The sequence below is a fragment of the Leptolyngbya sp. 7M genome, assembly GCF_018128485.1.
Genome location: NZ_CP070897.1, coordinates 5,827,851 through 5,854,712, shown reverse-complemented (window position 1 = coordinate 5,854,712; position 26,862 = coordinate 5,827,851). Strand labels below are relative to the sequence as shown.

General features: G+C 52.5%; 27 protein-coding genes and 2 pseudogenes. 12 read left to right on the top strand and 17 right to left on the bottom strand.

Annotation, left to right across the window (positions count from 1 at the left end; translation table 11 throughout):
* Window positions 1–77: 77 nt before the first annotated feature.
* A complete protein-coding gene (locus JVX88_RS30985) occupies window positions 78–872 on the top strand; it encodes a hypothetical protein (RefSeq protein ID WP_211622278.1) in 795 nt (264 codons plus the stop codon).
* A gap of 31 nt (window positions 873–903) precedes the next feature.
* On the opposite strand, the gene JVX88_RS30980 is transcribed toward JVX88_RS30985, so the two are convergent.
* Window positions 904–1,494 carry a M16 family metallopeptidase gene (locus tag JVX88_RS30980; RefSeq protein ID WP_211622277.1) on the bottom strand — a complete coding sequence of 197 codons (591 nt, stop codon included), beginning with the start codon at window positions 1,492–1,494 and terminating at the stop codon, window positions 904–906.
* An 8-nt stretch (window positions 1,495–1,502) separates the two neighbouring features.
* Here JVX88_RS30980 and JVX88_RS30975 point away from each other — a divergent pair, with 8 nt between their 5' ends.
* The 3 genes and pseudogenes from JVX88_RS30975 to JVX88_RS44590 all read left to right on the top strand — a co-directional run.
* Window positions 1,503–2,873, top strand: a complete 1,371-nt coding sequence (locus tag JVX88_RS30975; RefSeq protein ID WP_211622276.1) for a hypothetical protein — start codon at window positions 1,503–1,505, stop codon at window positions 2,871–2,873.
* Window positions 2,873–3,895 carry an iron uptake porin gene (locus JVX88_RS30970; protein ID WP_211628960.1) on the top strand — a complete coding sequence of 341 codons (1,023 nt, stop codon included), beginning with the start codon at window positions 2,873–2,875 and terminating at the stop codon, window positions 3,893–3,895. Before JVX88_RS30975 ends, JVX88_RS30970 begins: the two co-directional genes overlap by 1 nt.
* A 152-nt stretch (window positions 3,896–4,047) precedes the next feature.
* Window positions 4,048–4,131 (top strand): annotated as a pseudogene (locus tag JVX88_RS44590) (transcriptional regulator); the annotation flags it as partial.
* On the opposite strand, the gene JVX88_RS30965 reads toward JVX88_RS44590, so the two are convergent.
* A complete protein-coding gene (locus tag JVX88_RS30965; RefSeq protein ID WP_410503739.1) occupies window positions 4,096–4,953 on the bottom strand; it encodes an RluA family pseudouridine synthase in 858 nt (285 codons plus the stop codon). The pseudogene JVX88_RS44590 and the gene JVX88_RS30965 sit on opposite strands and share 36 nt — an antisense overlap.
* A gap of 256 nt (window positions 4,954–5,209) precedes the next feature.
* On the opposite strand from JVX88_RS30965, the gene JVX88_RS30960 reads away from it, so the two are divergent.
* Window positions 5,210–6,019: a leucine-rich repeat domain-containing protein gene (locus JVX88_RS30960; RefSeq protein ID WP_211622275.1), complete on the top strand. Its 810-nt coding sequence runs from the start codon at window positions 5,210–5,212 to the stop codon at window positions 6,017–6,019.
* A 288-nt stretch (window positions 6,020–6,307) separates the two neighbouring features.
* Window positions 6,308–7,039 carry a DUF3365 domain-containing protein gene (locus JVX88_RS30955; RefSeq protein ID WP_211622274.1) on the top strand — a complete coding sequence of 244 codons (732 nt, stop codon included), beginning with the start codon at window positions 6,308–6,310 and terminating at the stop codon, window positions 7,037–7,039.
* On the opposite strand, the gene JVX88_RS30950 is transcribed toward JVX88_RS30955, so the two are convergent.
* Window positions 6,981–8,381, bottom strand: a complete 1,401-nt coding sequence (locus JVX88_RS30950; protein ID WP_211622273.1) for a hypothetical protein — start codon at window positions 8,379–8,381, stop codon at window positions 6,981–6,983. The genes JVX88_RS30955 and JVX88_RS30950 overlap by 59 nt on opposite strands.
* Before the next feature lie 209 nt (window positions 8,382–8,590).
* Between JVX88_RS30950 and JVX88_RS30945 the strand changes: the two genes are divergently transcribed.
* Entirely contained in the window at window positions 8,591–9,811 is a 1,221-nt protein-coding gene (locus JVX88_RS30945) for a hypothetical protein (protein WP_211622272.1), read from the top strand.
* Here the strand turns inward: JVX88_RS30945 and JVX88_RS30940 are convergent.
* The 5 genes and pseudogenes from JVX88_RS30940 to JVX88_RS30920 form a co-directional block, all read right to left on the bottom strand.
* A complete protein-coding gene (locus JVX88_RS30940) occupies window positions 9,750–10,508 on the bottom strand; it encodes a hypothetical protein (protein WP_211622271.1) in 759 nt (252 codons plus the stop codon). The genes JVX88_RS30945 and JVX88_RS30940 overlap by 62 nt on opposite strands.
* 296 nt (window positions 10,509–10,804) lie before the next feature.
* Window positions 10,805–11,188, bottom strand: a pseudogene (infC, locus tag JVX88_RS30935) (translation initiation factor IF-3); the annotation flags it as partial.
* On the bottom strand, window positions 11,179–13,827 hold the full coding sequence (locus JVX88_RS30930; protein WP_211622270.1) for a hypothetical protein: 2,649 nt from the start codon (window positions 13,825–13,827) through the stop codon (window positions 11,179–11,181). The gene JVX88_RS30930 and the pseudogene infC, both read right to left, overlap by 10 nt.
* On the bottom strand, window positions 13,715–14,644 hold the full coding sequence (locus JVX88_RS30925; protein WP_211622269.1) for a pseudouridine synthase: 930 nt from the start codon (window positions 14,642–14,644) through the stop codon (window positions 13,715–13,717). Before JVX88_RS30925 ends, JVX88_RS30930 begins: the two co-directional genes overlap by 113 nt.
* A 341-nt stretch (window positions 14,645–14,985) precedes the next feature.
* Entirely contained in the window at window positions 14,986–15,384 is a 399-nt protein-coding gene (locus tag JVX88_RS30920) for a sensor histidine kinase (protein ID WP_211622268.1), read from the bottom strand.
* A gap of 146 nt (window positions 15,385–15,530) precedes the next feature.
* On the opposite strand from JVX88_RS30920, the gene uvrC reads away from it, so the two are divergent.
* From uvrC to JVX88_RS30905, 3 genes are all read left to right on the top strand, one after another.
* The gene (gene uvrC / locus JVX88_RS30915) at window positions 15,531–17,003 is read left to right on the top strand and encodes an excinuclease ABC subunit UvrC (protein WP_211622267.1); all 1,473 of its coding nucleotides are present in this window, start codon (window positions 15,531–15,533) and stop codon (window positions 17,001–17,003) included.
* Window positions 17,004–17,407: 404 nt separating this feature from the next.
* Window positions 17,408–18,211 (top strand): aldo/keto reductase, encoded by an 804-nt coding sequence (locus JVX88_RS30910; RefSeq protein WP_211622266.1) that lies wholly within the window; start codon window positions 17,408–17,410, stop codon window positions 18,209–18,211.
* Window positions 18,198–18,467, top strand: a complete 270-nt coding sequence (locus tag JVX88_RS30905; protein WP_211622265.1) for a hypothetical protein — start codon at window positions 18,198–18,200, stop codon at window positions 18,465–18,467. The genes JVX88_RS30910 and JVX88_RS30905 overlap by 14 nt, the downstream gene beginning before the upstream one ends.
* Before the next feature lie 99 nt (window positions 18,468–18,566).
* Here the strand turns inward: JVX88_RS30905 and JVX88_RS30900 are convergent, their stop codons facing one another.
* The 9 genes from JVX88_RS30900 to JVX88_RS30860 all read right to left on the bottom strand — a co-directional run bounded on the left by JVX88_RS30900 (window position 18,567) and on the right by JVX88_RS30860 (window position 25,270).
* On the bottom strand, window positions 18,567–19,091 hold the full coding sequence (locus JVX88_RS30900) for an outer membrane beta-barrel protein (RefSeq protein WP_211622264.1): 525 nt from the start codon (window positions 19,089–19,091) through the stop codon (window positions 18,567–18,569).
* A 500-nt stretch (window positions 19,092–19,591) separates the two neighbouring features.
* Window positions 19,592–20,176 carry a M16 family metallopeptidase gene (locus tag JVX88_RS30895; RefSeq protein WP_211622263.1) on the bottom strand — a complete coding sequence of 195 codons (585 nt, stop codon included), beginning with the start codon at window positions 20,174–20,176 and terminating at the stop codon, window positions 19,592–19,594.
* 104 nt (window positions 20,177–20,280) lie between these two features.
* Window positions 20,281–20,580 (bottom strand): hypothetical protein, encoded by a 300-nt coding sequence (locus JVX88_RS30890; protein WP_211622262.1) that lies wholly within the window; start codon window positions 20,578–20,580, stop codon window positions 20,281–20,283.
* Window positions 20,581–21,023: 443 nt separating this feature from the next.
* Complete coding sequence (locus JVX88_RS30885; RefSeq protein ID WP_211622261.1) at window positions 21,024–21,497, bottom strand: hypothetical protein; 474 nt, start codon at window positions 21,495–21,497, stop codon at window positions 21,024–21,026.
* A 295-nt stretch (window positions 21,498–21,792) separates the two neighbouring features.
* Entirely contained in the window at window positions 21,793–22,416 is a 624-nt protein-coding gene (locus JVX88_RS30880; protein ID WP_263975330.1) for a transketolase C-terminal domain-containing protein, read from the bottom strand.
* The gene (locus JVX88_RS30875) at window positions 22,308–22,658 is read right to left on the bottom strand and encodes a YbaK/EbsC family protein (protein ID WP_211622260.1); all 351 of its coding nucleotides are present in this window, start codon (window positions 22,656–22,658) and stop codon (window positions 22,308–22,310) included. The genes JVX88_RS30880 and JVX88_RS30875 overlap by 109 nt, the downstream gene beginning before the upstream one ends.
* A 14-nt stretch (window positions 22,659–22,672) precedes the next feature.
* On the bottom strand, window positions 22,673–23,452 hold the full coding sequence (locus tag JVX88_RS30870; protein WP_211622259.1) for a photosystem II S4 domain protein: 780 nt from the start codon (window positions 23,450–23,452) through the stop codon (window positions 22,673–22,675).
* 183 nt (window positions 23,453–23,635) lie between these two features.
* Entirely contained in the window at window positions 23,636–23,872 is a 237-nt protein-coding gene (locus JVX88_RS30865; protein WP_263975329.1) for a hypothetical protein, read from the bottom strand.
* Between the two features lie 909 nt (window positions 23,873–24,781).
* Window positions 24,782–25,270, bottom strand: coding sequence for a hypothetical protein (locus JVX88_RS30860; protein WP_211629111.1), 489 nt, complete (start codon window positions 25,268–25,270; stop codon window positions 24,782–24,784).
* Here JVX88_RS30860 and JVX88_RS30855 point away from each other — a divergent pair.
* Complete coding sequence (locus tag JVX88_RS30855) at window positions 25,244–25,885, top strand: TOBE domain-containing protein (protein WP_263975328.1); 642 nt, start codon at window positions 25,244–25,246, stop codon at window positions 25,883–25,885. The genes JVX88_RS30860 and JVX88_RS30855 overlap by 27 nt on opposite strands.
* Complete coding sequence (locus JVX88_RS30850) at window positions 25,842–26,849, top strand: mannitol dehydrogenase family protein (RefSeq protein ID WP_225931231.1); 1,008 nt, start codon at window positions 25,842–25,844, stop codon at window positions 26,847–26,849. The genes JVX88_RS30855 and JVX88_RS30850 overlap by 44 nt, the downstream gene beginning before the upstream one ends.
* Window positions 26,850–26,862: the final 13 nt, after the last annotated feature.

The following is a 26,862-nucleotide window of genomic DNA, read 5'->3' as shown; positions in this document are numbered from 1 at the left end:
AACTTTATCAGGGCCAACCGATACATGACAGGCAGCACCCGCACGATCTGTTCACGGAGCTTTCGGCATCGTATTCCATGAAGACCTTTAACAACCAGTCGTTTTTTGTTTACGGCGGCATTGTCGGCGAACCGGCTCTCGGCCCACCGATGTTCTGGCACAGACCGTCTGGAATGAATAATCCGGACGCACCGATCGGCCATCATTGGCAGGACGCGTCGCACATTACATGGGGCGTGCTGACCGCAGGCTATAATTTCGGCAAGTTCAAGATAGAAGGAAGTGCGTTCAATGGCACCGAACCCGACGAGAACCGATGGGCTTTTGACACGATCCGGCTGAATTCATTCAGCGGAAGATTCTCGGTTAATCCCACAAAAGACCTTTCATTTCAGATCTCGCACGCATTTCTGAAGAAACCTGAGAGGGCAGAACCTGACCTCGATCATATGCATCGCACGACAGCTTCCGCGATGTATAACAAGGCGTTCAGCGATGACCGCAATTGGGCGACGACATTCGTCTGGGGCCAAAATTATAAAGAAGGCCATGCGACAAATTCATTCCTGTTCGAAAGCGATTATACGTTTGGAAAAAATGCCTTTTTCGGACGCGTCGAGCGAGTTAAGAAAGACGGTCACGAACTGGTGATCCCACACGAAGATCCGCTTCACGAGGAGGATTTCTGGCTCGGTGCTTACTCGATCGGATATGTCCGCGATCTGGTCAAGAACAAAGGGATAGATGTTGGTTTGGGAGGAATGGCGACTTTCAATTCCAATCCCGCAACTTTGGTACCGTATTATGGAGGCACCAAACACGCCGGATGGCAATTATTCCTGCGTTTCCGCCCATCAAGGATGAAACATTAAGGTCTGGGTATTCCTTCTTGGAACCCCGAACCTACAAAATGCCGAGGCGGTCGCGGCCGATGCTGCTCTCATCGATCGGCCCGATCGCCGCAAAGGCAACAGCGTCCGTTCTAAAGAATTCCTTAGCTACGTCGTGGACATCCGCGGGTGTTACAGCTTCTAGATTGGAAAGTGTCTCTTCGACCGGGATCTGATGTCCGTGAACCATCTCACATTGCGCGAGCGATGAGGCACGACCGGCGGAATCTTCCAGGCCCAGCAATATAGAAGCCCTTGCCTGATCCTTCATAAGCCGTAATTCGGTTTCGGTTACGCCATTCCTGACGATCCATCGCATCTCGTCCATAACGATATCGATAACCTCCCCAACCTGCTCAGGCGACGTCCCGGCGAAGACCGTGAACAAGCCGCAGTCATTGAACATCGCTGGGCTGGCTCCGACGCTGTAAGCCAAACCGCGCTGCTCACGCACCTTTTGCCAAAGCCGGCTTGAGGTGCCGCCGCCGATCACGCTTGCTTGAGATTCACACGTTGGTCGATGATGAACGATATCGAGTGGGTGCAATCGCCCTATTCCGGCAAGTCCTGGCTGGGCAAAAGGCTTACATCGAGCAGCTTCCACGACCAGAAATGCTACGGTCCCAACTGCAAAGGCTGCAACTTGAGCTGATCAGGATAGACACACGAATCAGAGGCATAAACTTTGGCTTAAGTAATCCTCAATTATCACCGCCTGATAGAGAACGATTACAGACTGAACGATCTCAACTAGAGGCTGAAGGAAACCGGGTTAGAGCTGAGATAGACGCAAAGGAGCAAGAGTTACAGAATGATATTGACACTCGAAATCGGCTCAACGCTGCACTCTCCCAATTTGAGTCGTTGCCGGCAGCCGGACCGGCCAGTGATATTCCCGCCCAACCGGTTGCCAACTTCCCTGCCGCGCAATATCGCAAGACGATTGTTTGGCAAGTGACTGTACCGTTGCTCCAAAACCGCCTGCGTAGTGCAAATCAACCTACAGCAGCAGACTGGCTGAATCGCCTGACCATTCCCACCAATGCTGGCAACCTGAATTGGCAAAATCTAGACAGTTTAGATGCCCGTGACCTGCAAACGCAGGTGCAGCAAGTGCTCGACGCAGATCGCGACTCACAGGCAGTGCAAACCTTTCTGGACGCTTTCAATGGATTAATCGACGCGATCGATCGAACGTCATTCAGATTCGACTATCGCCCCCTACAGGCCGATGTGCCAGAAGGGTTGCGGAATCATCTGATTATTCGAGGAAAGTTGCTGCACACCTCCCGATCACTCAACCAAGAAGAGCAAACTCAACTGCTCAATCTCTTTACTGACCGGGCGAGCAAAAACTCATTGCAGCGATTCTTTACCGACTTGCAGGATAAAGCTGCAATTGATCGCCTCTACGAACGCTGGCTAGCCCAGGTTTATGTCCCAACAGAACTAGACCTGATAGGGATATCCGAACCACTGCAAGCCAAGCTAAAAACCGTGCCACTGCCCTCTGTAGATGACTATGCTCTGATTTGGCAAGGCAGGATGAGTGACAGCGATCGCACTACTATCCGGGAGTGGCGATCGGGCCTGACTGACCCTGCCCAAATTGACGCTGTGGGCGAACTGTTACGACAGGTGCCGCGCGGAGACGGCCCAAACGATCAATCAGAAACGGTGATTTTGGCACGGGGAAGTGCTCCAGACCTCAGTTCCTCAACGTTAGAACCTGTGCGAGCACGGCTCAGACTTGGAAGCGGCACAATTCTGCGCTATCACGGTTTGATGACTCTGGCTGAAGCAGACGAACTCGCTCCACGACTTAATCACAATGCCGTTCTGCAACAGCTATTCAATGCCAGCCTTACTCGAAGTTTGCAGGGCGGTGAGCTTCGCATCTTTTTGCAGTTGGTGTTCCGTTCTCGGAGAACGAGTTCCGCGATGATGATGACGATCGCGATGTTGTCGAGAATGACCAGGTAATCGCTGGTTATCGGGTTCGTCTAAACTTTGATACTAGCTTCACCGGCGAGGACTTGTTGAGAGCACGTCTGCAAGCACGTGATTTCGGCGACTTTGACTCGTTTGGTGACAATACTAGCTGGCAGTGGAGCAGCTCGGCTGGTGATGACACTGTCAAGCTAGACGATTTGTTGTACACCTTCCCACTGGGTGATACTGCTCAAATCATCATCGGAGCAAACAGTATTGGGGATTCTGACTTTGTGGCTACCACGGTTAGCCCCTTTGACAGCGGCGGCCAAGGCTCGCTCACGAACGGTCTGGGTACACCTCCGCAGTACAACTTCATCCCTGGCGGTACGGGTATTGGTGCCATCTTTGGTTTAGGCGATAACTTCAGCATCGATATTGGTTATGCTGCTGGTAACGCTGGCGATCCTAGCCCTGGTAATGGCTTGTTCAACGGTGACTATGGCCTGATTGCTCAATTGAGCTTCTTAAGCGACTTCTTGGATGCAGCCTTCACCTACTCCAACAGCTACTCTCGAGATGGCTTTGGGGATGACGGTGGTTTCAACCTAGGTACCTATGATGGTGTTTCTGACGGTGATGACACTCGTCCCGAAGTTGCTAACATCTATGCCGGTCAGCTCAACTTCAAGTTCGGCGGCGTGGAAGTTGGTGGTGGCGTCATGTACATGCCGGTGCGTGTGTTAGGTCGTGGTGACTACGATGTTTGGAGCTACCACGGTACTCTTGCCTTCCCTGACCTGGGTGGCGATGGCAACATGCTAGGATTCGTGTTTGGTGTACCTCCTCGGATTGCCGGTATCGGTAGCGGCGGTGGTCTCTTCGGTCAGTTGGGTGGCGTACCGGGTAATACCCGTCAGGATGCCTCTTTCTTGGCAGAAGCCTTCTATCGCTTCCGAGTGAATGACAACATCTCAATTACCCCTGGTGTAATCTTCCTCAACGACCCAGGCAACGACAACGGTCGTCAAGATACCTTTGTGGGCGCAATTCGTACCACCTTCACCTTCTAATTCAGTTCGTTAAGCTCATTCAGTTGAGCTGTAAGGCCCCAACTTTTGTGAGTTGGGGCCTTTTTGTTTTGATCTAAACTTTCTTGCTTAAACCAGCAAACTCCGGTGGAGAACCGGGATATACTAGAGAAGCAGTCCATCTTTTCTGACCCGTGGAACTTTCCTGTAAAAGCGAATATGCCCTACTCGCTCTGTTAGAACTAGCTGACCACTACAGCGAGCATGAACCTCTTCAAATTCGTCAAATTGCTGCTGAACAAAACATTCCCGATCGCTATCTTGAACAACTGTTGAGTCCGTCCTGTCTCTAACTGAAACCGCATCAACGTGTAGTTTCCTAGGCGCTCTGCCACTTCCCAGTGGGTCACAGCCCGTCTGCCGCCCCTATCTTCTGACACAACAGCCATTTTTTTGCGCTCCACTGGGTGACGGCCAATTGGTGCATCAATAGTGCCCCTGGATTGGGTCGGAGCGCCATAGACGACTGCTAGATACTCGCGCCTTGCCGTTTTGGTTTTGAATTGAGACTGCAAATGCTGATGGGCTAAATCGGTTTTAGCAATGGCTAGGGCACCGCTGGTGTCTTTGTCGAGCCGATGCACAATGCCGGGCCGCTGGACGCCGCCAATGCCTGCCAAGTTGGTGCAGTAGGCCAATAGGGCATTCACCAAAGTGCCGCCCTCGTGACCCGGTGCTGGATGCACCACCAAGCCAACGGGCTTATTGATGATCAGCAGGTGCTCATCTTCATAGAGGATGTCTAGCGGCCTCTCCTCTGGCACCAAATCGAGCGGCCTAGCCGCCGGAATTGTTACCTGAATGCAGTCCCCCGGTTGCACAACTAGCTTCTGCGAGTTGCAGACCTGCCCATTGAGCTGAACTTGCCCCTGCTCGATCAACTTTTGGATGCGGGAGCGCGATAAATCAGGAACTTGCTCAGCCAGCCAGCGATCGAGGCGACCTCCAACCTTGTCGGCTACCAGCTGCAGGTGAGAGGCTGAATTGTCTGAATTCACGGGCTGATCTAGCGATTGTTGATCGAGCAAGGGATTGATCAAAACGACTTGGCTAAAAAGAACAAATATTGATCCTAAACCTGAGCCGTCGGGAAACGGCCCACACCTAACCGAAAACCTCTGCAAAGTTTTGGAACGCAAAACCTCTGATGAGTGTTCGAATAGGCACTAGAAGTCACAGTTGCAATAGGCTGCCTATGCTTGGGTATTCTACGGTAGTAGATTGAAATTGCCCACAAAGGCGATACTGCAAATGTGGTCTCACTGCAACTCCTACCTCTTACTCTAACTTCTACTGATGGCTGATACTCGCAAACTTGTTCTGATGATTCAGCCGATGAGCCGCCAAGGAGCACTTTGGCAGGCAATTTTGCGGTCCCAGGGTATTGCAGTAATTTGGGAGCATCCAGACGTCAATTTGCCCGACAGCTTCAAGCATTTGAAATCAGCCAAGGTAGCGCTACCCGATTTGCTGTTGATCGATACTCGCATTCAAACCCTCAATGCCTATTCGGTCTGTCGCTGGTGTCGGGACCACTATCCAGAGGTGCAGGTTGTATTAGTCAATGGGGCACAAAAAGAAATTACGCCGTCGGAACGAGAATGGGCCATTTTTCAAGGCGCTTCCGATCTGTTGCCTCGATTTCAGCGAGATCGGCTAGTTAGCGGCGCAGTAACACCACTGCGGCCCCTAACCAACCTCTCACTCTTGGGTTTGGCCGATAACCAAATTACCGATTTAACGCCACTGCAATCGTTGACTAATCTGGCGGCTCTTAGTCTCAACAACAATCAAATTACTGACCTCACGCCATTGCAATCCCTGACGCGCTTGACCATTTTGGGTCTGGACGGGAATCAAATCACCAATCTCAACGGGCTTCAGGCACTGACCAATATCGACACCCTGGGTCTCAGCAACAACCAAATTACCGACTTGACGCCACTGCAACCGCTCACCAACCTGACCGCCCTCGACCTGAGCAACAACAAGATTACTGACCTCGCGCCCCTCCAAGGGTTGACTAACCTGCAACTGCTGAATCTGCAAAATAACGACATCGATAACAAGACCTGTCCAGTTAGTTCAGAGATCTGTGAGTTTTGAGCAGGGCCGTTAGGGCTACTCCAGATCAGGCCATCGATTAATAAATCCTAATAAATGCCGCGATCCAGCTTGGTTTGGGTTACGATTTGTGATCAATTCAGACAGCGTACAGATTAGCTCTGGATTTGGCTGAATAGGGGTTTAGGTGCATCCTCTGGTCCAGTCTCAGCCTGGGTTCAAACTGATAGTAACGTTAAGTTCAAAATGATTTTTAGCTGGATATTCTCTGGATTAGAAAATTCTGTTTGCTTATAACATACTCAATCTAATTAAACTCTTAATAAAACTATGGCTCTACCCTTTGCATCCTCATTTAGAGATCTGGATTTAGCTCGTAAATTTAGCCTGCTGCTGTTCTTAGTGTTTCTGGGCGGCATTATTGTTAGCGGTGTTGCTCTGTCCACTATCCTCAATCGCAATGCTCAAGACGTGATCTCGTCAAAAGCGCTGATGATGATGGAAACCATGAACTCGGTGCGGCACTACACCAATACCCAAGTCAGGCCCGAACTGGAAGGCCGCTTGGTGAGCGAATTTCTGCCTGAAACGGTTCCAGCCTACTCGGCTCGCGAAGTGTTTGAAAAACTGCGAGAAGGCCGCACCTATAGCGATTTCTTCTACAAAGAAGCGACGCTGAATCCAACGAATTTGCGTGACAAAGCCGATGGATTTGAATCCCAGATCGTGGAACGGTTTCGCCAAGATGCAAACCTGCCGGAGGTGCGGGGCTTTCGGGATACTCCCAGCGGTGAGTTGTTCTATATTGCTCGCCCAATTGCGATTAGGGAGGCGAGTTGCTTGCAATGCCACAGTACTCCTGATGTGGCCCCGGCCAGTATGATCGAGCGCTATGGTACGGCAAACGGGTTTGGTTGGAAACTGAACGAAATTGTGGGCGCGCAGATCATTTCGGTTCCGGCGCAGCAGGTGCTGAAAAACAGTCGGCAGGCATTTTTGCTGATCATGGGGTCCCTGGAGTTCTACCAGCCACCTCAACCAAATCTGAAGCACGAAGGGTAACATTGCCTGCATTGCCTGCTCCAGACGTAGAAGCTCTAATTTGCGCCCCATTCAAAAGTCTGACTTGTTCAGCAGTAATAGTGATATCGCCAGCATCTGCGTTGCTGGTTACATCAGACGTGATATCTCCGCCGGTTAAAAAACCAATTGGTGAGCTAGAAGCTGGAATGACAAATCCAGTCAGTTCTAACTTGCCTGTTTCAATCCTGATATCTCCAGTATCTCCAAATTCAGGTAATGGATCAGTAGAAGACAGAGGAAAGGCAACCAAAGTGCCAACGTTGCCACCATCTACACGAATAAAATCAGATGCACGAAGCGTGATATTACCTCCATCTCGAATGTTATTAACTGGCGCGCTGATCTGAGAAAGCGGCTCCATCGTTAATTGAGCAGATTGAATCTGAATATTGCCTCCGCCACTGGTCAAGATGGAAGTGCCGATACCGAGCGAAACTTCTCCGTTGGTTGATAGGTTAATATCACCGCCCCTATTCTCAGAATAGGCATTAATCGAAGCTAAATTACCTAGCGCAATTCCTTCAGCTGCAATCAGTCGGATATTTCCAGACTGACCTAGCTCAGCAGATGAATCAATCGAACGTTCTCTAAACAGCAAAATCCGACCGCGCGCATCTAATGTGACTAAACTGCCATTGCCTGCAAAGCCGCGTGCATCAATTCCCAACACAGGACTCGCTGCACCCAATCGGCTAATCCCTCTTCCAGTAATGAGAATGTCTGGTGTAGGTAAAGCAGGATTGGGTAAGTATTGGTTAGTGATTAATACCTGACCATCTGGCGGCACAATGATCACACTGCCAATCACAACACCAGCAGATGTAGGTGTTCTGAAGAAAGTACCACCTCCTGGAAAGTTCCCCGAGCCAATCTGTTCAAAACCATTAGAGACAGCAACAGCAGATGGATTGACGCCTGCACGAATATCTAAAGTAGGCTGAGTGCTTCCGTTGATCTCAATTTCTGTACCATCTGACAGTGGAATCGTTTCTGAGAGTGTTGTTGCTGGAGCGTCTGCACCCAGGATGACAATTGTTCCCGGCACTACGACTGAGCCACCTGCCAGAATATGCAATGAGTTTCCGACGTAGTTATTAAACGTTAAATCACCTGTCACCCGAATGATTGGATCGTGAGGACTGTACAGATCGCCTAAGCTGCCATTCAATCGCTCAACCCGAAAATTGCCACCACTCCAGAAATGCGCGTCTCCCCCGACTTGATTCGCCGAGCGCAACACCATATCTCCGCCCGATACCAAGCCGCTGTTGGGATGATTGAGGGCAAAAATATCCACCACCCGATTCCCCTGCAATTCCATCTGCCCCGCGCCTTGGGTTCGGGAGTCCCACGGAGCCGGGGCGGTCCGGTCGATGAAACCGAGCCGGTGGTGGTCCCCATATACTCGCCGGCCGCCGCGTGGCGGCGCGAGATGGACGATTCTGGGCTGGGCCCTCGTGGAGACTGGGTCGGCCGGCCGTTTACACCTGGAAAGGGATGTTCATGCTGTCACGCCGTTGGACGACTCGTGTGGCCGGTCTGGCCGCGTCCGTGCTCATGCCGATTGTGGCGCTCGCCGAGGTGCCACCGGCCCTCGATCGCGTCCCGGTGGACGCTCCGATCATGGTGTCGATGCGGAGCGTCTCGCAGTTCGTGAACAACATGGAGGCGTTCACCAAGGTCCTCCCCCAAGGCGCGGGGGCGCAGTTCGGCCAGATCAAGGACCTGCTCAAGACCCCGGGCGTGAACGCCCAGGGTTCGGCGGCGATCGCGGTCATGTCCGTCGAGCAGGATATGAACGACGAGAACTTTGTCGCGATCGTTCCGGTGAGCGACTACGCGGCGTTCGCCAAGCACTTCAACGCCACCGGATCGGGCGTTGAGGAGGTGCAGATCGAGGGCAACACCAGCTACATCAAGAGCCTCGACGGCGGATTCGCCGCGATCGGGCAGAACAAGGCGATGGTCGAGGCCTTCGCGGGCAAGCCCGGGAGCAGGTCGGCGATCGAGTCGCTGCTCGGGCCCAATGGCAAGGCCGTTGCCGAGGGCAAGGACGCGGTCATCATCGCGAACATGCCCGTGCTCTCTCCGAAAATCAAGGAGGGCATGAAGGAAGCCCGGGCGAACATGGAGGGGATGGGCGAAGCGATGGCGGGGAACCTCGCGGTGCTTGACTTCTTCGAGCCGGCGCTGACCCGGGACGGCCAGGCGGGCGTGCTGGCGCTGTCCATGGGCGAGCGTGGGATCAAGCTCGACATGGCGGGGCAGTTCAAGGAGGGCTCGGAGTGGGGCAACTACTTCACGGGCAAGGGCAATGGAGGCTCGCTGATCGCAGCGCTGCCCAATGAGGCGTTCCTGCTGGCCTTCGCGATCGACAGCAGCAGCGCCGGCCTGCGGAGCATGTTCAAGAAGTTCGCCGAGGTGCAGACAAAGGCAGCTCCGGGGCTGATGGCGGGCATGAACCCCATCGCGATGGCCGACAAGTTCGACGGATTCGGCATCTTCCTTGGGGAGAGCCCGGCGCCGATCGGCGGACTGTTCCTCAACACGACTTACTTCATGCGGTCGAGCGATCCGGCGGCGCTGCTGAAGATGACCCGCGAGGCGATCACGGGCATGAACGGCAAGACCGAGGGCGGCGTGCGGTTCACGACCACCTATGAGCCCGGGCGGCAGAAGATCGGCGACGTCAACGCCGACCTGTGGACGATGCGGATGCAGGGCGACCCCCCTGCACTTGCCGGTTGGTAAAGTCGGGCGGTTTGTTGCTGGTGCGCCGTCGGGATCCATCTGGAAAAAACTGTCGGTAGATCTGGGTCAAATACAGCAAAATGACCGCCCCACCACACAGCATGGCTCCGGCTAACCAAATCACATTTCCTAAGCCAATCAGGCTGCGCAGCAGGGGCAGGGAGAGACCACTCAAGACATCCGCCGCCAAAATACCGCTGCTAATCAATGGATAGGTGCGTTTAATTTCCCGGATCGTAAAGAGCTGATTGGCCGTGATCGAGGTGTTGATTTCGTTAATCACATAAATTGCTTCCAGCCACAGCCGCATCAAAAAGATCGTGTACCCTCCCAACAGGGCAGGATGCAGCTCCAAGCGAAACAAAAACAGCGGCACGGCCATCAACCCAGCGGTAATCACAATCACCTGCCGCAGGGGGAGCCACTTTTGCAGCCAAGCGTAGAGAAACCCAAAACCTGTGCCGATCCCAGCGCTAGCAATGTAGATCCAGGGCAAGGACTCAGCCCCATATTCACCCAAAAATAGCGCTGCCACGCTGACCTCTAGCCAGAGAATTCCGACTGAGCTGAGGGTATAGAAAGCGAACATCAAAAAGGTGCGCTCACTTTCCTCAGGGCGAAGATTCAACCAACTCAACCATCTTCCCCCAGACCTTTGCCTCTTCTGCTGTGGAACGGGCGTCCGTTCTCGCTTCATGCAGCTCCGTTTCCTTCTTGCATCTCTAAAGCACTTCAGTACATCATCCCCAGTAAATCAGATGCCGGTATAAGGGTACACCCCCAGCACCCTGATCTATTGTCTAATCAAAAACCGCTATTCTAACCGCGCCATTGGGTTTGGTAATAGATTGCCCCTAAATTTTCCAACTCAATTTCTCAAGATTGAACCGCAATAAAAAATTCTGCCCCAGCGTGCGAAGTAGCATGAGGCAGAACTTAGAAATTGAGCAAAGTGCCAGTTTGCAGCTTATTTTTGTAACTTGCTGCTGTAATTTACTTTTTAGGAGAGAGCATCATGATCATGTTCTTGCCCTCGCGCTTGGGAGCCTGCTGGATCTCCGCCACATTTTGCAAGTCATTCGCCATGCGCATCAGCAAACTTTCAGCCAGGTCGCTGTGTTGACTCTCCCGACCCCGGAACATGACAGTCGCTTTGACCTTATCGCCATCACCCAAAAAGCCGGAGGCCCGCTTCACCAGGACCTGATAGTCATGATCCTCAATCTTGTAGCGCATTTTTACTTCCTTGACATCGGAAGTATGCTGCTTCTTGCGAGCTTCTCTCGCCTTTTTCTCTTGTTCAAACTTAAATTTACCATAGTCCATGATCCGACACACGGGCGGATCAGCCTTGTCACTCACGAGCACTAAATCCAGCGCCGACCCCCGCTCCGGGGGGAACCATCGTCACCTGGTCCGCCTTCACCCCAAGCCCGGACTCCAGGGTCATCTATGTCAGCAGCTCGCAGGGCAACGACCAGAACTCGGGCCTCAGCCCACTCCAGCCCAAGCGAACCATCGCCGCCGGGAAGGAACTCCTCCGCGACGGCTTCCCCGACTGGCTGCTGCTCAAGCGTGGCGATCAGTTCCCGGCGCCGATGTACTGGTCGACGTCGGGCCGCTCGGGAAGCGAGCCCGCGGTGCTCGGGGCGTATGGGACGGGCCCTCGGCCGATGGTGGTGGCGAGCAACGCCAAGGGGCTGATGATCCTTGGGGATGATCCGATCAATCACGTGGCGATCGTCGGGATTCACTTCAAGGACGCGACGTGGAACGGGCAGCAGGTGGGCCAGGATCAGCCGGTGGGGATCCAGGTGATCCGCCGGGGCAAGGACCTGCTGATCGAGGACGTGCGGATCGAGGGCTTTGCGCACAACCTTGTGGTGCAGGGGTGGAACGGGAAGTTCGTGGACGTGAAGGTCCGGCGGAGCCTGCTGCTGGATGGGTTCACGACCGACCCCGAGGGCGGGGGCACCAACTCGTTCTTCATGAACTACGACGGGCTGCTGCTGGAGGAGAACGTGTTCGACACGAGCGACGCGCACTGGGCGATGGGCCGGCGGCTGTCGCACAACGTGTACGCGACGGAGAACAACACGGAGCGGACGATCGTCCGCGGGAACATCGCTCGGAACGCGGGTCGGGCGAACTTCTCGATCCGCTCCGGCGGCCTGGTGGAGAACAACCTGTCGGTGGCGGGCGCGCAGCACATGACGGCGGGGATCTCGTACGCGACGGTGTCGAACTCGGCGCGGTTCGTGAACAACGTGCTGCTGGAGACGCGCAACAACGGCAACGGGCAGCCGCTGGGGCGGGGGATCTCGGCGGCCAAGAGCCGCAGCGTCGAGATCATCGGGAACATCATCGCGCACGGCACGCTCGGCGGGGACCACCGCGCGGTGGTGATCTACCCGGAAGTGGACTCGGTGCGGATCGAGCAGAACGTGATCTTCAACTGGACGAACCAGAACCCGCCCAGCGAGGGCAACTTCACGATCGATCTTGATTATGCGCCCACGGGCCCCGTGGTGATCGTGGGCAACGAGGTGCAGCAGCTCCGCCCGGCGAACCTGATCCGCATCGCGCAGCCGCCGCAGAACATGGCTGGCGTGATGACGGTGGGCCAGAACCGGTACAGCTCGCCGCTGAGCCAGTCGCTGTGGTTCTGGCGCGGGAACCAGGTGATGGGCCTGTCCCAGTGGGGCAACGCGGTGGCGGACGGCACGAGCGTGGCGCAACTGGTCAGTTACCCCGACCCGGGCCGAACGGTGGGGACGTACTCGGGAACAGCTACCACCCGGACCAATTTCGACGAAAATCCGTGCCCCTTCGTCGTAGACGGTATTGATCAAGCGCGGAAAGTCACAGCATTGCGACAAAGCCGTTGCTACGTGGTCGGCAATTGTCTCTGAATCAAGCTGAGCTGGCTTGCCGTAGTGGGCTGCCGTATACAGGTTGACATCCTGAGACTGTACCGGCAGTTTCGCCCATGACTGGAGCTGGTTGAACTCTAGTCGCACCGGATCGCAGTGCAGAATACCGCTGATCTCTAGCGGGAAGTAATCACACTGGAGTGACTCAATCAACCGTAGACAGGCCGCTTTGTCGCCACCAATCATCACTTCCTGAGGCGTGTTGACATGGGTGAGATAAACCCGGCTCTCCTTCTGAATCGCCTCGCGCACTTTATCCACCGAAGTCAGCAGAATATAGCTGCCCCAGAAATCCGATTGGGCATTGGCGGCATCGGCAGGTAAACCCCAGTGCTCCAAAATCGCGGTTTTGGGACCGGCTAGGCGCGTCTTGAACAGCTCCGAGGTGCTCATCTGGTCTGAGATCGTGTCGATATCCGACCATAGCCCTAGCGAGAACAACATCGACAGCTCACCCAGGCTGTAGCCAAAGGCGGCCTGCGGTTGCAGATTAAAATAATTCCTTAGTACTGACGTGGCCTGAATCGCCGCCACGGTTCCCGCAATCAGCATCACCTCCGAGTCTTTGCTGAATTCGGCTTCTAGAGCTTCGAGCTGCCGAGTCATCGGTTTGCTGAGGGTGCGGGGGTAAAGGCGCTTGCTTTGCTCATAGAGCAGTTGGTTGAGGCGGGTGCTGTCTTCAAAGGCATGACCATGCAGCTTGGGAAATAGGCGGAAGACATCCCGCCCCATGCCCATGTAGGACATAAAGGCACCTGGATAGACAAAGGCGACTTTGCCTAGCTTGCCCTGAGGAGCAGGGGTGAAGTAGCTGCCGGCTGGGGTTTGCCATTCCCGGTTCTGCTGAAAGGCTCGTTCGATGCCCTTCAAGCCCCGCTGAATCTCTTGCAGCACTTCCTCCTGGCTGTGGCCCACAATCGTCGCTACGTACTTAGCTCCAGTCTGTTGTTGGAAGCTGGCAAAGGTTTGGCTAGCCGTTTGGTGCAGCGATGTGGAAGCGGTCACTGTTTGCTCTAAGGCCCGCAGTTGGTCGAGCAGCGATGCTTGATCCTCTGCCGCTAAGGGGAACAGGTGAAACGGCATTTCTTCTAGATAGTGGCTGGGTCGAGTGGTTTGAGCCAAGTCTTCCGACAAAATCACATGGGCACAACTGCCGTCTAGACCCAGTCCACTCACGGCAGCAATTCGCTTTGCCTGTTGCGATTTCACCGGCCAGGGTTGGGATTCGGTCGCCACAAAAAAGGGACTCCCGGATCGTACCAATCGCCACCCGATGAAGCTGCATCACAGGAAACCCAAGTTGCTCTGCTACCCGACGAATTTGACGATTTCTGCCTTCTTTTAGTCGAATTTCTAGCAGAGTTGCTTGGTGGTCTGTTTGCAACACTCGCACCTCGGCTGATCGGGTCAAACGGCCTTCTAGGAGAACTCCCTGCCGCCACTGTCGTAACACCGTTTCTGAAGGATGGCCCTGGACCCAAACTCGATAGATTTTGGCAATCGAGTGGCGGGGATGGGTGAGGCAAGCCGTCACTTCTCCATCATTGGTCAGAAGCAGTGCTCCAGTAGAAGCCGCATCCAATCGCCCAACTGGATGTAATCCCAATTGCCGCATTGCCGCAGGCAGTAAATCCAGCACCGTAGAGCGACCTTGGGGATCATGACAGGTCGAAACAACTCCCGCCGGTTTGTGTAGCAGGAGGTATGTGGTTTGGGGACGAGCGTTGAGCTGAATTAGTTTCCCATCCACTTCAATGGAGTCAACCTGCGGATCCGCTTTTTGCCCGAGCTGACCTACAGTTCCGTTTAAGCGTACACGCCCATCCAGAATCATCTGCTCGGCCTGACGGCGAGAAGCAATTCCCCACTGCGACAAGATTTTCTGCAATCGTTCAGTCATATTGGACCAGAAGCAAAAACAGAGGTGGCGGTTCCTCAACAAGTTTCGATGTATGCTCGCTTGCAACAAACCATCGGGTTACAACTCCAGAAATCGAGGCTAGCTCTGACAAAGCAAGGCTGCCAAAAAAGATTTATGTACAAATATTACAAGCAATGGTGATCTTCAGGATGCCCTTTTCTAGCCTACTGAATTGAAGTACGGATTTAGTTTCTGATTCTTTAGTTTCTGATTCTTTAGTTTCTGATTCTTTAGTTTCTGATTCTTTAGTTTCTGATTCTTTAGTTTCTAGTCCAGGTTTGACTGGCTTTGTTAATTAGAATGCGTTGATTAAAGTGCTGTCAGCTGTCCGGAGAGTGCCACGGAAGGCGCACCTGCAGCCAAGCCCCGCCGGTTTCCGGATGATTGCTGGCGCTGACTGATCCTTGATGTGCTTCCACAATTTGCCGCACGATGGCAAGTCCCAGCCCACTGCCGCCTTGTAAATGTCCATCGTATTGGATTTGGACCGTGCCGTTGGGCAAGCCAGTTCTGATTGAACTCTCGCGATCCAGCTCGGAACTATCCGAAGGCAGCACCCGTGAGCGAGACGGATCCGCACGGTAGAACCGTTCAAATACATAAGGCAGTGCTTTTTCAGGAAACCCAGGACCAGAATCAATTACCTCCAGACAAACCAAAGGTACTCCGGCAAAGGTGTTGGTTTGCGTAGTGTCAACACTGACTTTGACTTGAATCAAATGCTCGACAGGGCCTTATCGGCCTGCTTTTGCCGGCTGTTCAAAGATAGTGCCTACTTCCCCCTGGCACATCGAAGCCCGGTCGGTTTTTCGGAACCGGTCGGGCTTTTCGCTGCAAAGTTTATGCTGCGATAGAATTATTTTGCGTGACGATAGAGGAAAAACTAAAAGCACTTCCGAAAGATCCCGGCATTTACATCCACAAGAATGCCGCCGGCAAGATAATCTATGTCGGCAAAGCTAAGAACCTGCGTAACCGTATCCGATCTTACTTTCAGGCAAGCAAAGCGGTAGACTTCAAAACTCAACGACTTAAAAAGCTCATTGCAGATTTCGAATATATCGTTGTCGATAATGAGGTGGAAGCCTTGGTTCTGGAATCGAACCTGATCAAGAAACACAAGCCGCGGTTCAATGTGATGCTGAAGGATGATAAACAGTATCCGCATCTCAAGCTTACAAATGAGCCTTATCCAAAGGTTGTGATAACACGCCGGGTCGTACGCGATGGCGGAAGTTATTATGGGCCTTTCCTTCCCGTTACACACGCCCGCAAAACGCTGAGCTTGATCAACAAAACTTTCCAGCTTAGAACTTGCGATATCGAGATCGATGGCCGGTTGCCGCGTCCATGTCTCGAGTATCACCTAAAACGATGCCTCGGCCCATGTGTCAAAGGGCTTTGCACGCAGGAAGAATATCTGGAGGCAGCACGCGACGTAAAGATACTTCTTGAGGGCCGAAACAAAGAGCTCGCCGCTGACCTCGAACGCCGGATGTGGAAGTACGCTGAGGAAGACAAGTTTGAGCTTGCCGCAAAGTTTCGTGATCTGCATCGGACCGTACTTCAGTTAAGCGATCAGCAAAAAATGGCGATGACAGCCGAACGCGACATTGATATCTTCGGCTATTACCGTGAGCAGCAGCGGCTGGCATTGCAGCTTTTCACTATGCGCGAAGGCCGGATCGTCGGCCGCCGAGAATTCTTTTGGGAGGACTTGCCAGAGGATGACGATGAGTTTGACCCGGCTGAATTTCTTGGTGAAGTCCTTGTGCAGTATTATTCTACGGATTTCGTCCCGCTTGAGATACACGTCCCCACGGATTTCGATGACCGGCCTGCTTTGGAACAACTTCTTACAGAACGCCGGGGGAGGAAGGTAAGAATCCTCGATCCGAAACGCGGACGCAAACGCGAACTTGTTGCACTTGTTGAAAACAACGCTCGGATCGCATTCGAACAGCGGTTCAGGGTTCTGAAGCCAGATTCGGAAAAGGTTCTTGGCGAACTGCAGGAAATATTGGAACTTTCTTACTTTCCGGAGCGGATCGAGTCATTCGACATCTCGAACATCTCCGGCGCGGAAAACGTTGCAGGTATCGTCGTTTTCGAGAACGGCAAACCCGCGAGGGATCTAGATTTGAATTCCAGCAAGTATTTTCGCCTAAATTACACAGGGAGCGAAATCTGGAAGGCTCTTGATCAATTGACAGAACTTTCTCAACTTGTTGAGTTTTCAAGGAAAAACTTTCATATTAGTTACGATCAGGCGTTAGCTGAGATATCAGTCTTTATTAATGCCTTAGTATCTTCTGGATTCATTCGAGAAACTGAATAGCTGTGTCGAGTAGATTTATAGAAGTAATGGTGGATGAAGGAAGCAAGGTTTTAAAGGTGAACCGGGATACTCTTTGCTTGAAAGCATTATCAAAGTAATGTGTATCTTGTTAATTTCCTTTTATTGTCTTAGTTGTTCAAAGATAAACATAATGTAGATGAGTTGATTTAGCTGATTAAGCAATTAGCAGTCATTATTAAGAGAAAAAATAGCGTTTAAAAAATTCAATAATGTCTAAGTAATGCTACTCAGGAAAGTGCCTTCCATAATCAATCAATTGGTCTGTATGCGGTTTGGTGAATTACCTTTTTAGATGGTTGTTTGGTGAATTTTATCTCTAGTTTATCTTGATTATTTTGATCGTTACTGCTGTCTTCTAAGCAAATCAAAGGACTAAGATCATTATGAAAGAGCGCGCCTTAGGCAGAACAGGCATAAAAGTATCAACAGTCGGCTTAGGAACAGCACGACTGGCTCTACCTGAACGAGAGCGTACTGTCAAAGACCCTCAAGATGATATAGAAAGATTAAAAGTTCTTGAAGAAGCATTCACACTGGGCTGTACACACTTCGATACAGCGGATGGTTATGGTTTTGGTAGTAGTGAAGCTCTTATTGGTCAATTCCTTAAGAACAACTATTCTTCTCCCTTGGTGGTTACCACTAAGATAGGATGGAACTTCTACAATATCTTTGTGGACGAACAAAAGAAGCATTACATTAAGGAAAAGGTCAATTTAGATCTAGATTTAGCTTTGGAAGGTTCTACTTTAGCATTTGATCATGGACAAAACTTTTCGTATGATTACTTAAATTTTGCCATAGACAAAAGTATTTTTCGACTGCAAAAAAAGCCTTTAGATATTGTGTTACTTCACGTACCTTCAGTAGAGGATTTACGATTTAGTAATTGGGATTCTTCAATGAAGAAGATACGAAAGTCAGGCAAGCTTTTATATTATGGAGTTTCTGTTAGAACTCCTATAGAAGTGTTTGCTGCACTTCAATATGGAGAACCAGATATATTACAAGTACCCTTAAGTGTTGCATCTAGTAATCCTATGCAAGCTGCACTGATGATAGCTCGGCAGCGAGGAGTAGGGATTATTGCTAGAGAGATATTTTTTCAAGGTCTATTAATTAAACATTTTCAGGAAGAATTTAATGCTAAGCGTATTAATTACCCTCCTACTATTGCGATCAATTGAGGACCAAAGCAATCAGGTCGAAAATACGGTAAAAGTGTTTGCTACGGTGGGGGCAGCCAATTTCCGCTGGTTAGAACTGCCCTCACTCGATCAGCAAATCCCACCGAAAGCTGCCGGTACCCGTTCTGGTAGTCCGTTAGATGCGCTCTTGGCAACCGTCGCCGAGGACCAGCCTAAATTCCGCAAGCTGACGGTAGCCGCATCGCCTAGCCGTGAATGGACGACTAAACAGGTACCGCTGACTATTGTGAAGTAGGCTGAAGAGTGGATGAGTGGATGAGTAGATGGGAAAACTGCCGAATCAGCATCTAGCCAGTACATCTACAATCCACTCACGTTTTGGCAAATCCCAACTCTAGAAACGATACGCAGCCCCAACCTGTACGCTAACAGCAGCGTCGTTGCTGTCCTTGAAGGCATCGATGCCAACTTTAGCATCACCGTAGAGCGCAAGGTTGCGTTGAACGGCTGTTTCTACGCCAGCAGTAATAATGGGGGCATTTTGGTTGCCTAGCGGCGAGGCATCATCATTTACGGTAAAGGAATAGCCACCGCCGACATAGAGGTTTGTGTTGGGAGCAACACCAATGTCATAGGTAACGAGCGGCATCAGAGCAGCATTGTCGCCGTTGAATAGCGCTGCGCCCCGTACCGAAATTGGCACTGTGGGAAGATCGAGCCGACCCTGCACATTGCCACCTAGAATCGCGTCGTCATCATCCGGGTTGCTGACGCCCACCGAAACACCGCCGCCTAAATAGCTGCCGTCCATGCCTCTAGGAATCACGGCCTGAGCCGAAGCAGACTGCCCTGAGAGTACGGTTGGAGCAACGGTTAGTAGAGAAAGAAAGGATAATGCAGCGAACTTAAGTCTAATCATGGTTCCAAGTCTTGTGTAGAGAGTGGCTTAAACCGAAATCGAATCAAACCTGAACGATTACAGGAGATGAATGCAAATCGATAAGCGAACGTTACTGCCCATCAGCAAATAAGCTGACGTGAGGCAGCAGGGTATAGAAATTTCAACTTTCGCAGTAATTTAGCGCTCAATGCTCTTGATCGGCTTCTGCGGTTGCCGCAAGTTTGAGTGCTTACTATTTAAGAAGCAATGGCAGACAGTAATGTTCCAAACCGCTTTCTTATCTATCTAAAGTCGGAGACTGATTTAATCGAGCATAACCGCATCAATTAAGAGGTTTATAGGAATCACTCGATTGGTTGCTGAATCATCTCAATCGTTTTCAACGTTGATTCAGTTGCCTAATTCATCACTGTTGCATTTGCTCTGTACGCTCAGTATAGCTTGGAGAAATTTGAGCGTGTTCTAAAACAACCCCTTAGTAGCCTGTTTGATAACTGTCACAATATCCAGCAACTGGGCTAGCTTTCACTCAGCACATCAGCTGATGTCGTGGCATTGAGGCCAACCCCGCCCGCCTGCTGGACAATTTGACCATACTGATTCTGTTTGACCAAGGCGGCAGCAGCGGCTCTGGTCTGAGCAAATTCTTGCTTAAGTTGGGCAACTTGCTGAGTCTGACCGGCGGCCTCTGCCGTTTTGATCTGCTCAAACAACTGATCGAGGCGATCGAGTAAGGGCTTGTCGGCAGCGTAGTCCTGGGTGCCAATCCGGGTGGTGCCCTTAAAAGCCAAGTGTTCCAAGAAATGGGCCGCTCCAGTTTTACCGGGCTGTTCGTAGGCTGACCCAACATCCACATAGGTCATGAAGGACACCGTCGGCGACTGATGCCGCTCCATGACAATAAACTTCATGCCGTTTGCCAGGATAAATTCGCTGATCTGACGCGCTACCCGCTCGATGTAGGGCTGAATGTTGCTGCCGGTTGTTTGAGCGATTGCCGTAGCCGGAGCGCAAGTCCAAATTACAACTAGCAGCAGACCTAGGGCCAGCAGCGAGCGCAACGGTCGCCATTGGCTGAAGCGGGAAAAAGAGAAAAAGCGCATGAAAGGGGATCCGAGCAATACCAATAATCCAGGATAGTGTATCCGGGATAGTTCCGTTCCGGCCCGGCCAGTGATTTTAAGTCAGGAATTTAGAATTAAGCGATTTACTGGTGATGATTGCGCAGATTCTGGAATCGGTAAAACGTGTAGGTATCAAACAAAACACCAGCCAAACTGCCGACCAAACCAATCACGATGATGCCACGCCAAACGCTGCCGCTACCAAAGATTTTCAGAAAACTCGCGATTTGCTCTAAGCTGCCGGTACCAAAGGCTTCTAGATGGGGAAGATAGCTAATTACCGCTGAGCCAGCTAACAGAATGCTGATCAGCAAAACGGGAGTAAGAAACGTAAAAATGCTGGTTAGCAGTAAAGACCGCAGCAAATTGGGTAAAGTGCTCATATTCAGGAATCAACACTCCATGCAACTAATGAGACAGGGTTTATCCGCCCGATCCATCTGATTCCATCTCCACCATAGGAGGGGATTGGCGTAATTCAGCCCAACTGTGAAAAATCTTAAGTAAACCTTAAAAAGCTTTTTGAAGAGCCGTAAATCAGCTTCTCAGAAAAGATTGTCCTTCCCGGATGCAAAATACCGCTGGTGTAGGTAGAGCAGGATTTACATTGTCTCAGGCTGATTAGAAGCCGATTAGGAGCAGAGTGGATTCGCCCATCCAGTCGGTTCACTCATGTTGCAAAAATTCGCTATGGTTTACATGACATCTCTAACGGTGCTGTCCCCAACGGCGCTAGAAAGTTGCAGGACTGTAGGTTTGACTAAACCGACTCGTCACTCTCCACTCAGACTCTGGAGTCAGCGTGCGCTGGCCGCCTTAATCTCGCTTAATTATTGCTGTTGATTTCATCAGAATGAGCACTGCTCAACTCTTGAGGCAGCATCGGGAAAACTCGCCGCACCAAGGCTTTCATGCCGGTGTCGATCTCCTGTACTTCCTTATTGGCTTCGGCAAGCGCCATCTCCCAAGCGGGCGCAAATCCGGGCGAGTTGACCGTCATAATCCGCACCGCCTTATCCCAGGTTTGCAGGGTTCTAAGTTCAGTTCTGCCTGGTTTGTTGGAGAGGGTAGCCACTGTGATGCGCAAATTCTCGTTTTCCTGCTTCAGTCGCTTCAGCTCTTGTTGCATCTCTTCGTAGCCTTTGGCGTTGATGCTGAGCTGGGTCTGGAGATGCTTTTTCATATTGTCTAATTCTTTGCGCAGTGAGGAATTCACTCGCCACTTGTTGAGCCAGATGCCTAAAGCTACCAGCAGACCGAGTCCCAATCCCGTCCCGAAAACCGTTGCCTCAAAGTCCATGTCACACCTCAGGGGAAGTTTTTGCAGTTAATTGTAGTTCAATTGTATTATATGGCGGTATGCCAAGTGATGGGTCAAATGATTTGAAACTGTCCAAGAACTTGGAGGTTTGGACAGTTCAGCAAGCTAGGGTTGTCCTTCCATTTCATCGATATTGAGCTTCGATTTTAGATGATGCACAGCAATTGTAGAGGATGAATGGCAAAATCAAACAAAAGGCTCTACCCGTAAGCAGAGCCTCTATTTTTTCTGGCCGTAGGACAGTACCCATCTCAACGATCAATCTCAGCGAAACTTAGCCTGCTAGCTGTTTCACTTTAGCAATGATGCCGTCTGGATCCAGTCCCTGATGCGGGTACTGTTCCCAGAGACCGCCACAGCCTTCTTCATGGGTTCCCAGATAAGCAAACTTGGGTGTATAGCCCCGCTCCAGTAACCAGGATCCAAAGCGGCTACCCAGACCCGTCTTACGGTTAAAGGCTTCTATGGTCAGGACAAAGGGTGACTTGCCAATCTTGGCCATCATTTCTTCATCCACTACATTCAAGGTCGGTTTGTTGATCAGGCCCACATCCATGCCTTGTTGCTTCAGGCGTTCCACAGCGTCGAGGGCACGATAGAGGGCATCGCCAAAAGCGACAATGTAGCCTGCACTGCCTTCGCGAATGACTTCGTCTTTGCCGGGTGTGAACGTGTAACCTTCGCCGTAGAGGCTATTGCCATTCGCGTCCAGGATATTTGGCGTTTTGGAACGGGTCGAGAAAATAAACCGCAGGCCCGGATCGTTGAACACCGCTTCGACACAGGCTTTCATTTGGCCAGCATCAGCCGGGAAGTAGAGGCGGGTTTCGTAGCCATCGTCGAGGCCATTGTCGGCAAAGAAGTTGTTGAGGCCAAAGTGACAGGTGTTGTCAGCCATTTACGATTTCCAGTTAATTTAGCTAACGCTTTTAGGTTCAAATGTAGATTGCCAGGGATCACGGCCAAACAAATACCAGTCCGGTCTCCTCGCGTCACTAGCGTTTTGAACACCTGCTCTGGTGGTAATCCCACTTTCTCAGCTATGCTTTCTGCCGCTAGGTCATTCGGATCAACCTCGTAGGCTAAAAGCTGGTAGGTAATGCCCAAATTATCGAGAATGCGAACTGCGTTCGTTTTCATGACCGCTTAAACCACTAGACTAATCGCGTTAGCTGCACTCGGTAGCGGTCTTTTTTGGTAACGGCTACCTCCCCGATCTCTAGGCGACCTTTGCCGCGAATGGCGACCAGATCTCCTGGTTTCAGGACATAGCTGGTCTGGGTAATTTCCTTCCAGTTGACGCGCACATCCCCGGCGTTGATCAAATCGGCCATTTTGCTGCGGGACATGCCAAACCCAGCGGAGGCGAGGGCATCGAGCCGCATTGAAGCTTCTACCGTGGTCAGCTCTTTCTTCTTTGGCTCCCGCACCTTTAGCTCACTCCAGTCGATGGCCTGAGTTTTGACCGGCACCGAACGGACTTGCTTCAGGTTCAGCGTCAAAAACTCCACCATATCGGGAACCACAATCGCCTGTGCGCCGCGCTCTCCCAGCACGATAATATCGCCGATTTTTTCCCGCACGATGCCGGTGCCCAAAATTGCGCCCAAAAAATCGCGATGGCTGGCTGGGTCAAACAAGAAATTGCCCGCGATCTCGATGGTAGTCACTGCTACTTGGGACTGATCCAGCGGCAGTTCGGCCCGGCTGATGGCAAGGCGCTGTCGTTCAGCCTGCGGATAGCCTCCCCACGCCAAAAACTGCACCTCGGTAAGACGACCAAACACTTGCTGTACTTCGGCTAGCTCAGGTGGAGCCAGGAAATCGGTGCAAACTACTTCCCAGGTTTTGATCGCTTGTTCGGCCTGATCGATAATGCGGGCTAGCGTATCACGATTTTCGACCGATTTGAGTAGTTCTTCTCGCGGCAGCATGAGCACTCCAAATAATCAACCGCCCCGCTCCAGTCCGATTGGGTTAGGCGGGGCAATGGTTTCATTGTATCGTTTGATTTGGAGACGACTGGGGAAGCTTGCTGCAGGGGGCCAGGAGTCGGGAGCAGGAGCAATTCCGGCTGCTATTTATACATAGGTATCGATATGATCTATCGTTGTGATCTACGGTAGCTCTTTCAAAACCTCAGCTAACATGCCAAAGAGCTGGTCAATGTGCTGCTTCTCGATAATGAGTGGGGGTGAAAGGGCAATAATGTCGCCAGTGGTGCGGATTAGCAGACCCCGCTCGTAGCAGCGCAAAAAGCACTCAAAGGCGCGTGCGGTTGGTTTGCCGGGAATCGATTCCAGTGCTGAACAGGTCCACCCTTTGTGAGAGACTTGGCCGGCCCGAAGGGCCAAGAGGAGTCTCTCATGAAGGGTTCGAACCGCAAGCGGCACCGTCACGAGGAGGTGGTGGCCAAGGGGGAGTACTAAGCCTGGCGCCAACGCGCGTCGGCGTCGGGCGATCGAGCACGTGACGGCGGTGCTTCGGGTGTTCGAGCGGCACGCCTGCCGTGTGGTAAGCCAGCACTGCAGCACGCAGCGACGCTCGACTCAGCCCAGCCCGTGCCGGGACCGGCTGGTGGTCAGGATGCGGGAACTGGCGATCGGGAACCCTCGCCGGGGTCGGCGGTACGTCATTGACCTGCTGCACAAGGAAGGCTGGTCGATCGGCACGCTGGCCGAGGCACGGTACCTGGCGGACCGCTGGCGCCTCCACAACAACCACCGCTGCCCGCAGCGGGCGCTGGGCACGCAGACCCCGGCGGCGTACCCCGCGATCTGCCCGGCGATGCCTCCGCTCCGTCATTGCCGGACACGCAGGGAGCTGACATCCTGCACCCACTTTCATCACAGGTGGAGCGACGAGAGCGACCCCGTCACGGTCGGACTCGGTTGTAGTCCACCGGCAGCAGTGCGCTGCTCCCCGAAGGCGAGCCATTTGCAGTGTGTGAGCGATTTCGTTTCATTCGGCCGGGCACGACCGGCCGGATGAAGCCGAAGTCCTCACCCTGCGGTTGGTCCAGCTTCGGGGAGAATCGAAAGCAGGCCTCGGGCATCATTGCGACTGGTACGACGCATGGGCTCGGGTCAGCCTAACCATCCACTGCAGCGGGACTTGGCGTGCCGATGGAAAGGACGGTGGAGGAGCCGATCCGGGTCATCGAGAGTTCACGGAAGCCGGGGGAAGCTGCCCGAGTTGGCTGAGCGTCGACGATCAGCGAATTCCCAAATTGGAGGGGCCCACGGGAGTAGATCTCGCGGGCCTTATCGTTTTCTTGTCGATCGCACGCTTGCAGTGACTCGCCTCCTTGTGTATCCTCGCGCCGACCGCCGAGCGGTAAGAGGTGCCCTGTGATGAACATACTGCGTTTGTGCGTGATGATGCTGGTATGTGTGCTGTGCACGGCGAATGCCGTGGGGCAGTGCACGCCCGAGTGGCAGCCGTTCGACCCCAGCACGGCGGGCGTCCCGGGCACGAACGGAACCGTGAACGCCACGACGATGTGGGATCCCGACGGTCCCGGGCCACAGACCCCGAGGCTCGTGGTGGGCGGGCGCTTCACCATCGCCGGCAACACCTTCGCCAACAACATCGCGGTGTACGACCCGGCGACGGGGAACTGGTCCGCCTTGGGATCGCTCAGGGAAGGGGGCATGGGCGGCTCCGTCTTCGCCCTGGCCGTGCTGCCCAGTGGCGACCTCGTGGCCGCCGCGTTGCGGGTGCAAATGCGACTGGAGTTGGCCAGTCTGCACGACAGCCTACAAACCACAATGATTTATGTGACTCACGATCAGGTAGAAGCCATGACGCTGGCCGATAAGATTGTCGTGTTGCAGGGCGGTGTGGTTGAACAAGTTGGCTCACCGCTGGAGCTATACCACCAACCCCGCAATCTGTTCGTCGCTGGATTTATTGGTTCACCCAAAATGAACTTCCTGACGGTGACCGTATCAGCCGTCAGTGATTCGGGAACCACGGTTCAGCTTCCAGGCGATGCCAGCGTCACGATTCCGGTTAAACCAGGCAGCCTCTCGGTGGGCGACAGAGCCACCCTAGGAATTCGTCCCGAACACCTGAGGCTTGATCCAAACCAGCCAACCTTGACGGGTGAGGTGCTGGTTGTGGAGCGATTGGGTGGAGAAACGTTTCTCTACGTCAGGATTGCCGGTGGCGACACGCTAATTGTGCAAACTGACGGCGACAATCCTAGCCGCACCCATGATCGTGCCTTCATCCATATCAATGGCGATCTTTGTCATTTGTTTGATCAAAACGGTGAGTCTATTCCCAAAACTCGTCGTCACCACTTAATGAACGAAGCTCATGAACAACCCTATCAAAACCGGATCAGCTATCAAGCTGAATGAAGCATCTTTGCCTGACTTAGCTAGCCGCGTTCGCATTCCTCAATACGATCGCCATCAAATCACCAATAGCATCATCCACATCGGCGTAGGTGGATTTCATCGAGCGCACCAAGCCCTCTATCTCGACCAATACTTTCATCAAACTCCCAATAGTGATTGGGGCATCTGTGGAGTGGGCCTGCTGGAATGGGACAAACGGATGCGGGATGCCTTGAATTCCCAGGATTGTTTGTACACCCTGGTCGAACGCTCGCCTGAACGCGATGACGCTAGAGTGATTGGGGCGATCACCCAGTATCTATTTGCACCAGATAATCGACAGACTGTAGTTGATGCATTAGCCCATCCCAACTGCCGGATCGTTACCCTCACCATTACCGAAGGCGGGTACTACTATATCGAAGGCAGCGGTGAATTTGATGTCAATCACCCCACGATTCAGCATGACCTGCAGCATCCGGAACAGCCAATTGGCGTGTATGGTTTTCTCACAGCCGCTCTTGATCAGCGTCGGAAGCAGGGCTTAACGCCCTTCACCGTTCTGTCCTGCGACAATCTCCAGGGTAACGGCAACATTGTCAAAAAAATGTTAACCAGCTTTGCAGAATTGCAGGATCCAGAATTAGGGCGCTGGATTGCTGACCACGTTGCCTTTCCCAACTGCATGGTCGATCGCATTACTCCTGCCACAACTCCAGCAGACATTGAAATGGTTCGAGACCAATTTGGCATTGAGGATGCGTGGCCTGTACGGCAGCTAAATCCTCAACTTGAATCGCGTACTGCTGGAGCTGTTCATGGGCTAACGCTAATTGCTCTTGCGTTCGTCGTTCCGTTAACAGCACATTCCCCAACTGGCCGACGAAGAATAGACCCAAGCCAAACATTAAAACTTCCGCAACCTGATGCATCCAAATTCGCTGTTGCTCAACGTTCGGCAGCATCAAGGGCGTCAGAGTATTAATATATTGCACCTG

Excerpts from the sequence above, each read along its gene's own strand:
- JVX88_RS30890 (WP_211622262.1), bottom strand. The coding sequence starts at position 20,580 with ATGAGCACTTTACCCAATTTGCTGCGGTCTTTACTGCTAACCAGCATT.
- JVX88_RS30880 (WP_263975330.1), bottom strand. The coding sequence starts at position 22,416 with ATGGCTGACAACACCTGTCACTTTGGCCTCAACAACTTCTTTGCCGAC.
- JVX88_RS30950 (WP_211622273.1), bottom strand. The coding sequence starts at position 8,381 with ATGGAATTGCAGGGGAATCGGGTGGTGGATATTTTTGCCCTCAATCAT.
- JVX88_RS30955 (WP_211622274.1), top strand. The coding sequence starts at position 6,308 with ATGGCTCTACCCTTTGCATCCTCATTTAGAGATCTGGATTTAGCTCGT.
- JVX88_RS30940 (WP_211622271.1), bottom strand. The coding sequence starts at position 10,508 with ATGAAGCGAGAACGGACGCCCGTTCCACAGCAGAAGAGGCAAAGGTCT.
- JVX88_RS30960 (WP_211622275.1), top strand. The coding sequence starts at position 5,210 with ATGGCTGATACTCGCAAACTTGTTCTGATGATTCAGCCGATGAGCCGC.
- JVX88_RS30975 (WP_211622276.1), top strand. The coding sequence starts at position 1,503 with ATGCTACGGTCCCAACTGCAAAGGCTGCAACTTGAGCTGATCAGGATA.
- JVX88_RS30930 (WP_211622270.1), bottom strand. The coding sequence starts at position 13,827 with ATGCCGTTTCACCTGTTCCCCTTAGCGGCAGAGGATCAAGCATCGCTG.
- JVX88_RS30985 (WP_211622278.1), top strand. The coding sequence starts at position 78 with ATGAAGACCTTTAACAACCAGTCGTTTTTTGTTTACGGCGGCATTGTC.
- JVX88_RS30850 (WP_225931231.1), top strand. The coding sequence starts at position 25,842 with ATGAACAACCCTATCAAAACCGGATCAGCTATCAAGCTGAATGAAGCA.
- JVX88_RS30895 (WP_211622263.1), bottom strand. The coding sequence starts at position 20,176 with ATGCGCTTTTTCTCTTTTTCCCGCTTCAGCCAATGGCGACCGTTGCGC.
- JVX88_RS30885 (WP_211622261.1), bottom strand. The coding sequence starts at position 21,497 with ATGGACTTTGAGGCAACGGTTTTCGGGACGGGATTGGGACTCGGTCTG.
- JVX88_RS30875 (WP_211622260.1), bottom strand. The coding sequence starts at position 22,658 with ATGAAAACGAACGCAGTTCGCATTCTCGATAATTTGGGCATTACCTAC.
- JVX88_RS30870 (WP_211622259.1), bottom strand. The coding sequence starts at position 23,452 with ATGCTGCCGCGAGAAGAACTACTCAAATCGGTCGAAAATCGTGATACG.
- JVX88_RS30900 (WP_211622264.1), bottom strand. The coding sequence starts at position 19,091 with ATGATTAGACTTAAGTTCGCTGCATTATCCTTTCTTTCTCTACTAACC.
- JVX88_RS30855 (WP_263975328.1), top strand. The coding sequence starts at position 25,244 with ATGCGACTGGAGTTGGCCAGTCTGCACGACAGCCTACAAACCACAATG.
- JVX88_RS30910 (WP_211622266.1), top strand. The coding sequence starts at position 17,408 with ATGAAAGAGCGCGCCTTAGGCAGAACAGGCATAAAAGTATCAACAGTC.
- JVX88_RS30925 (WP_211622269.1), bottom strand. The coding sequence starts at position 14,644 with ATGACTGAACGATTGCAGAAAATCTTGTCGCAGTGGGGAATTGCTTCT.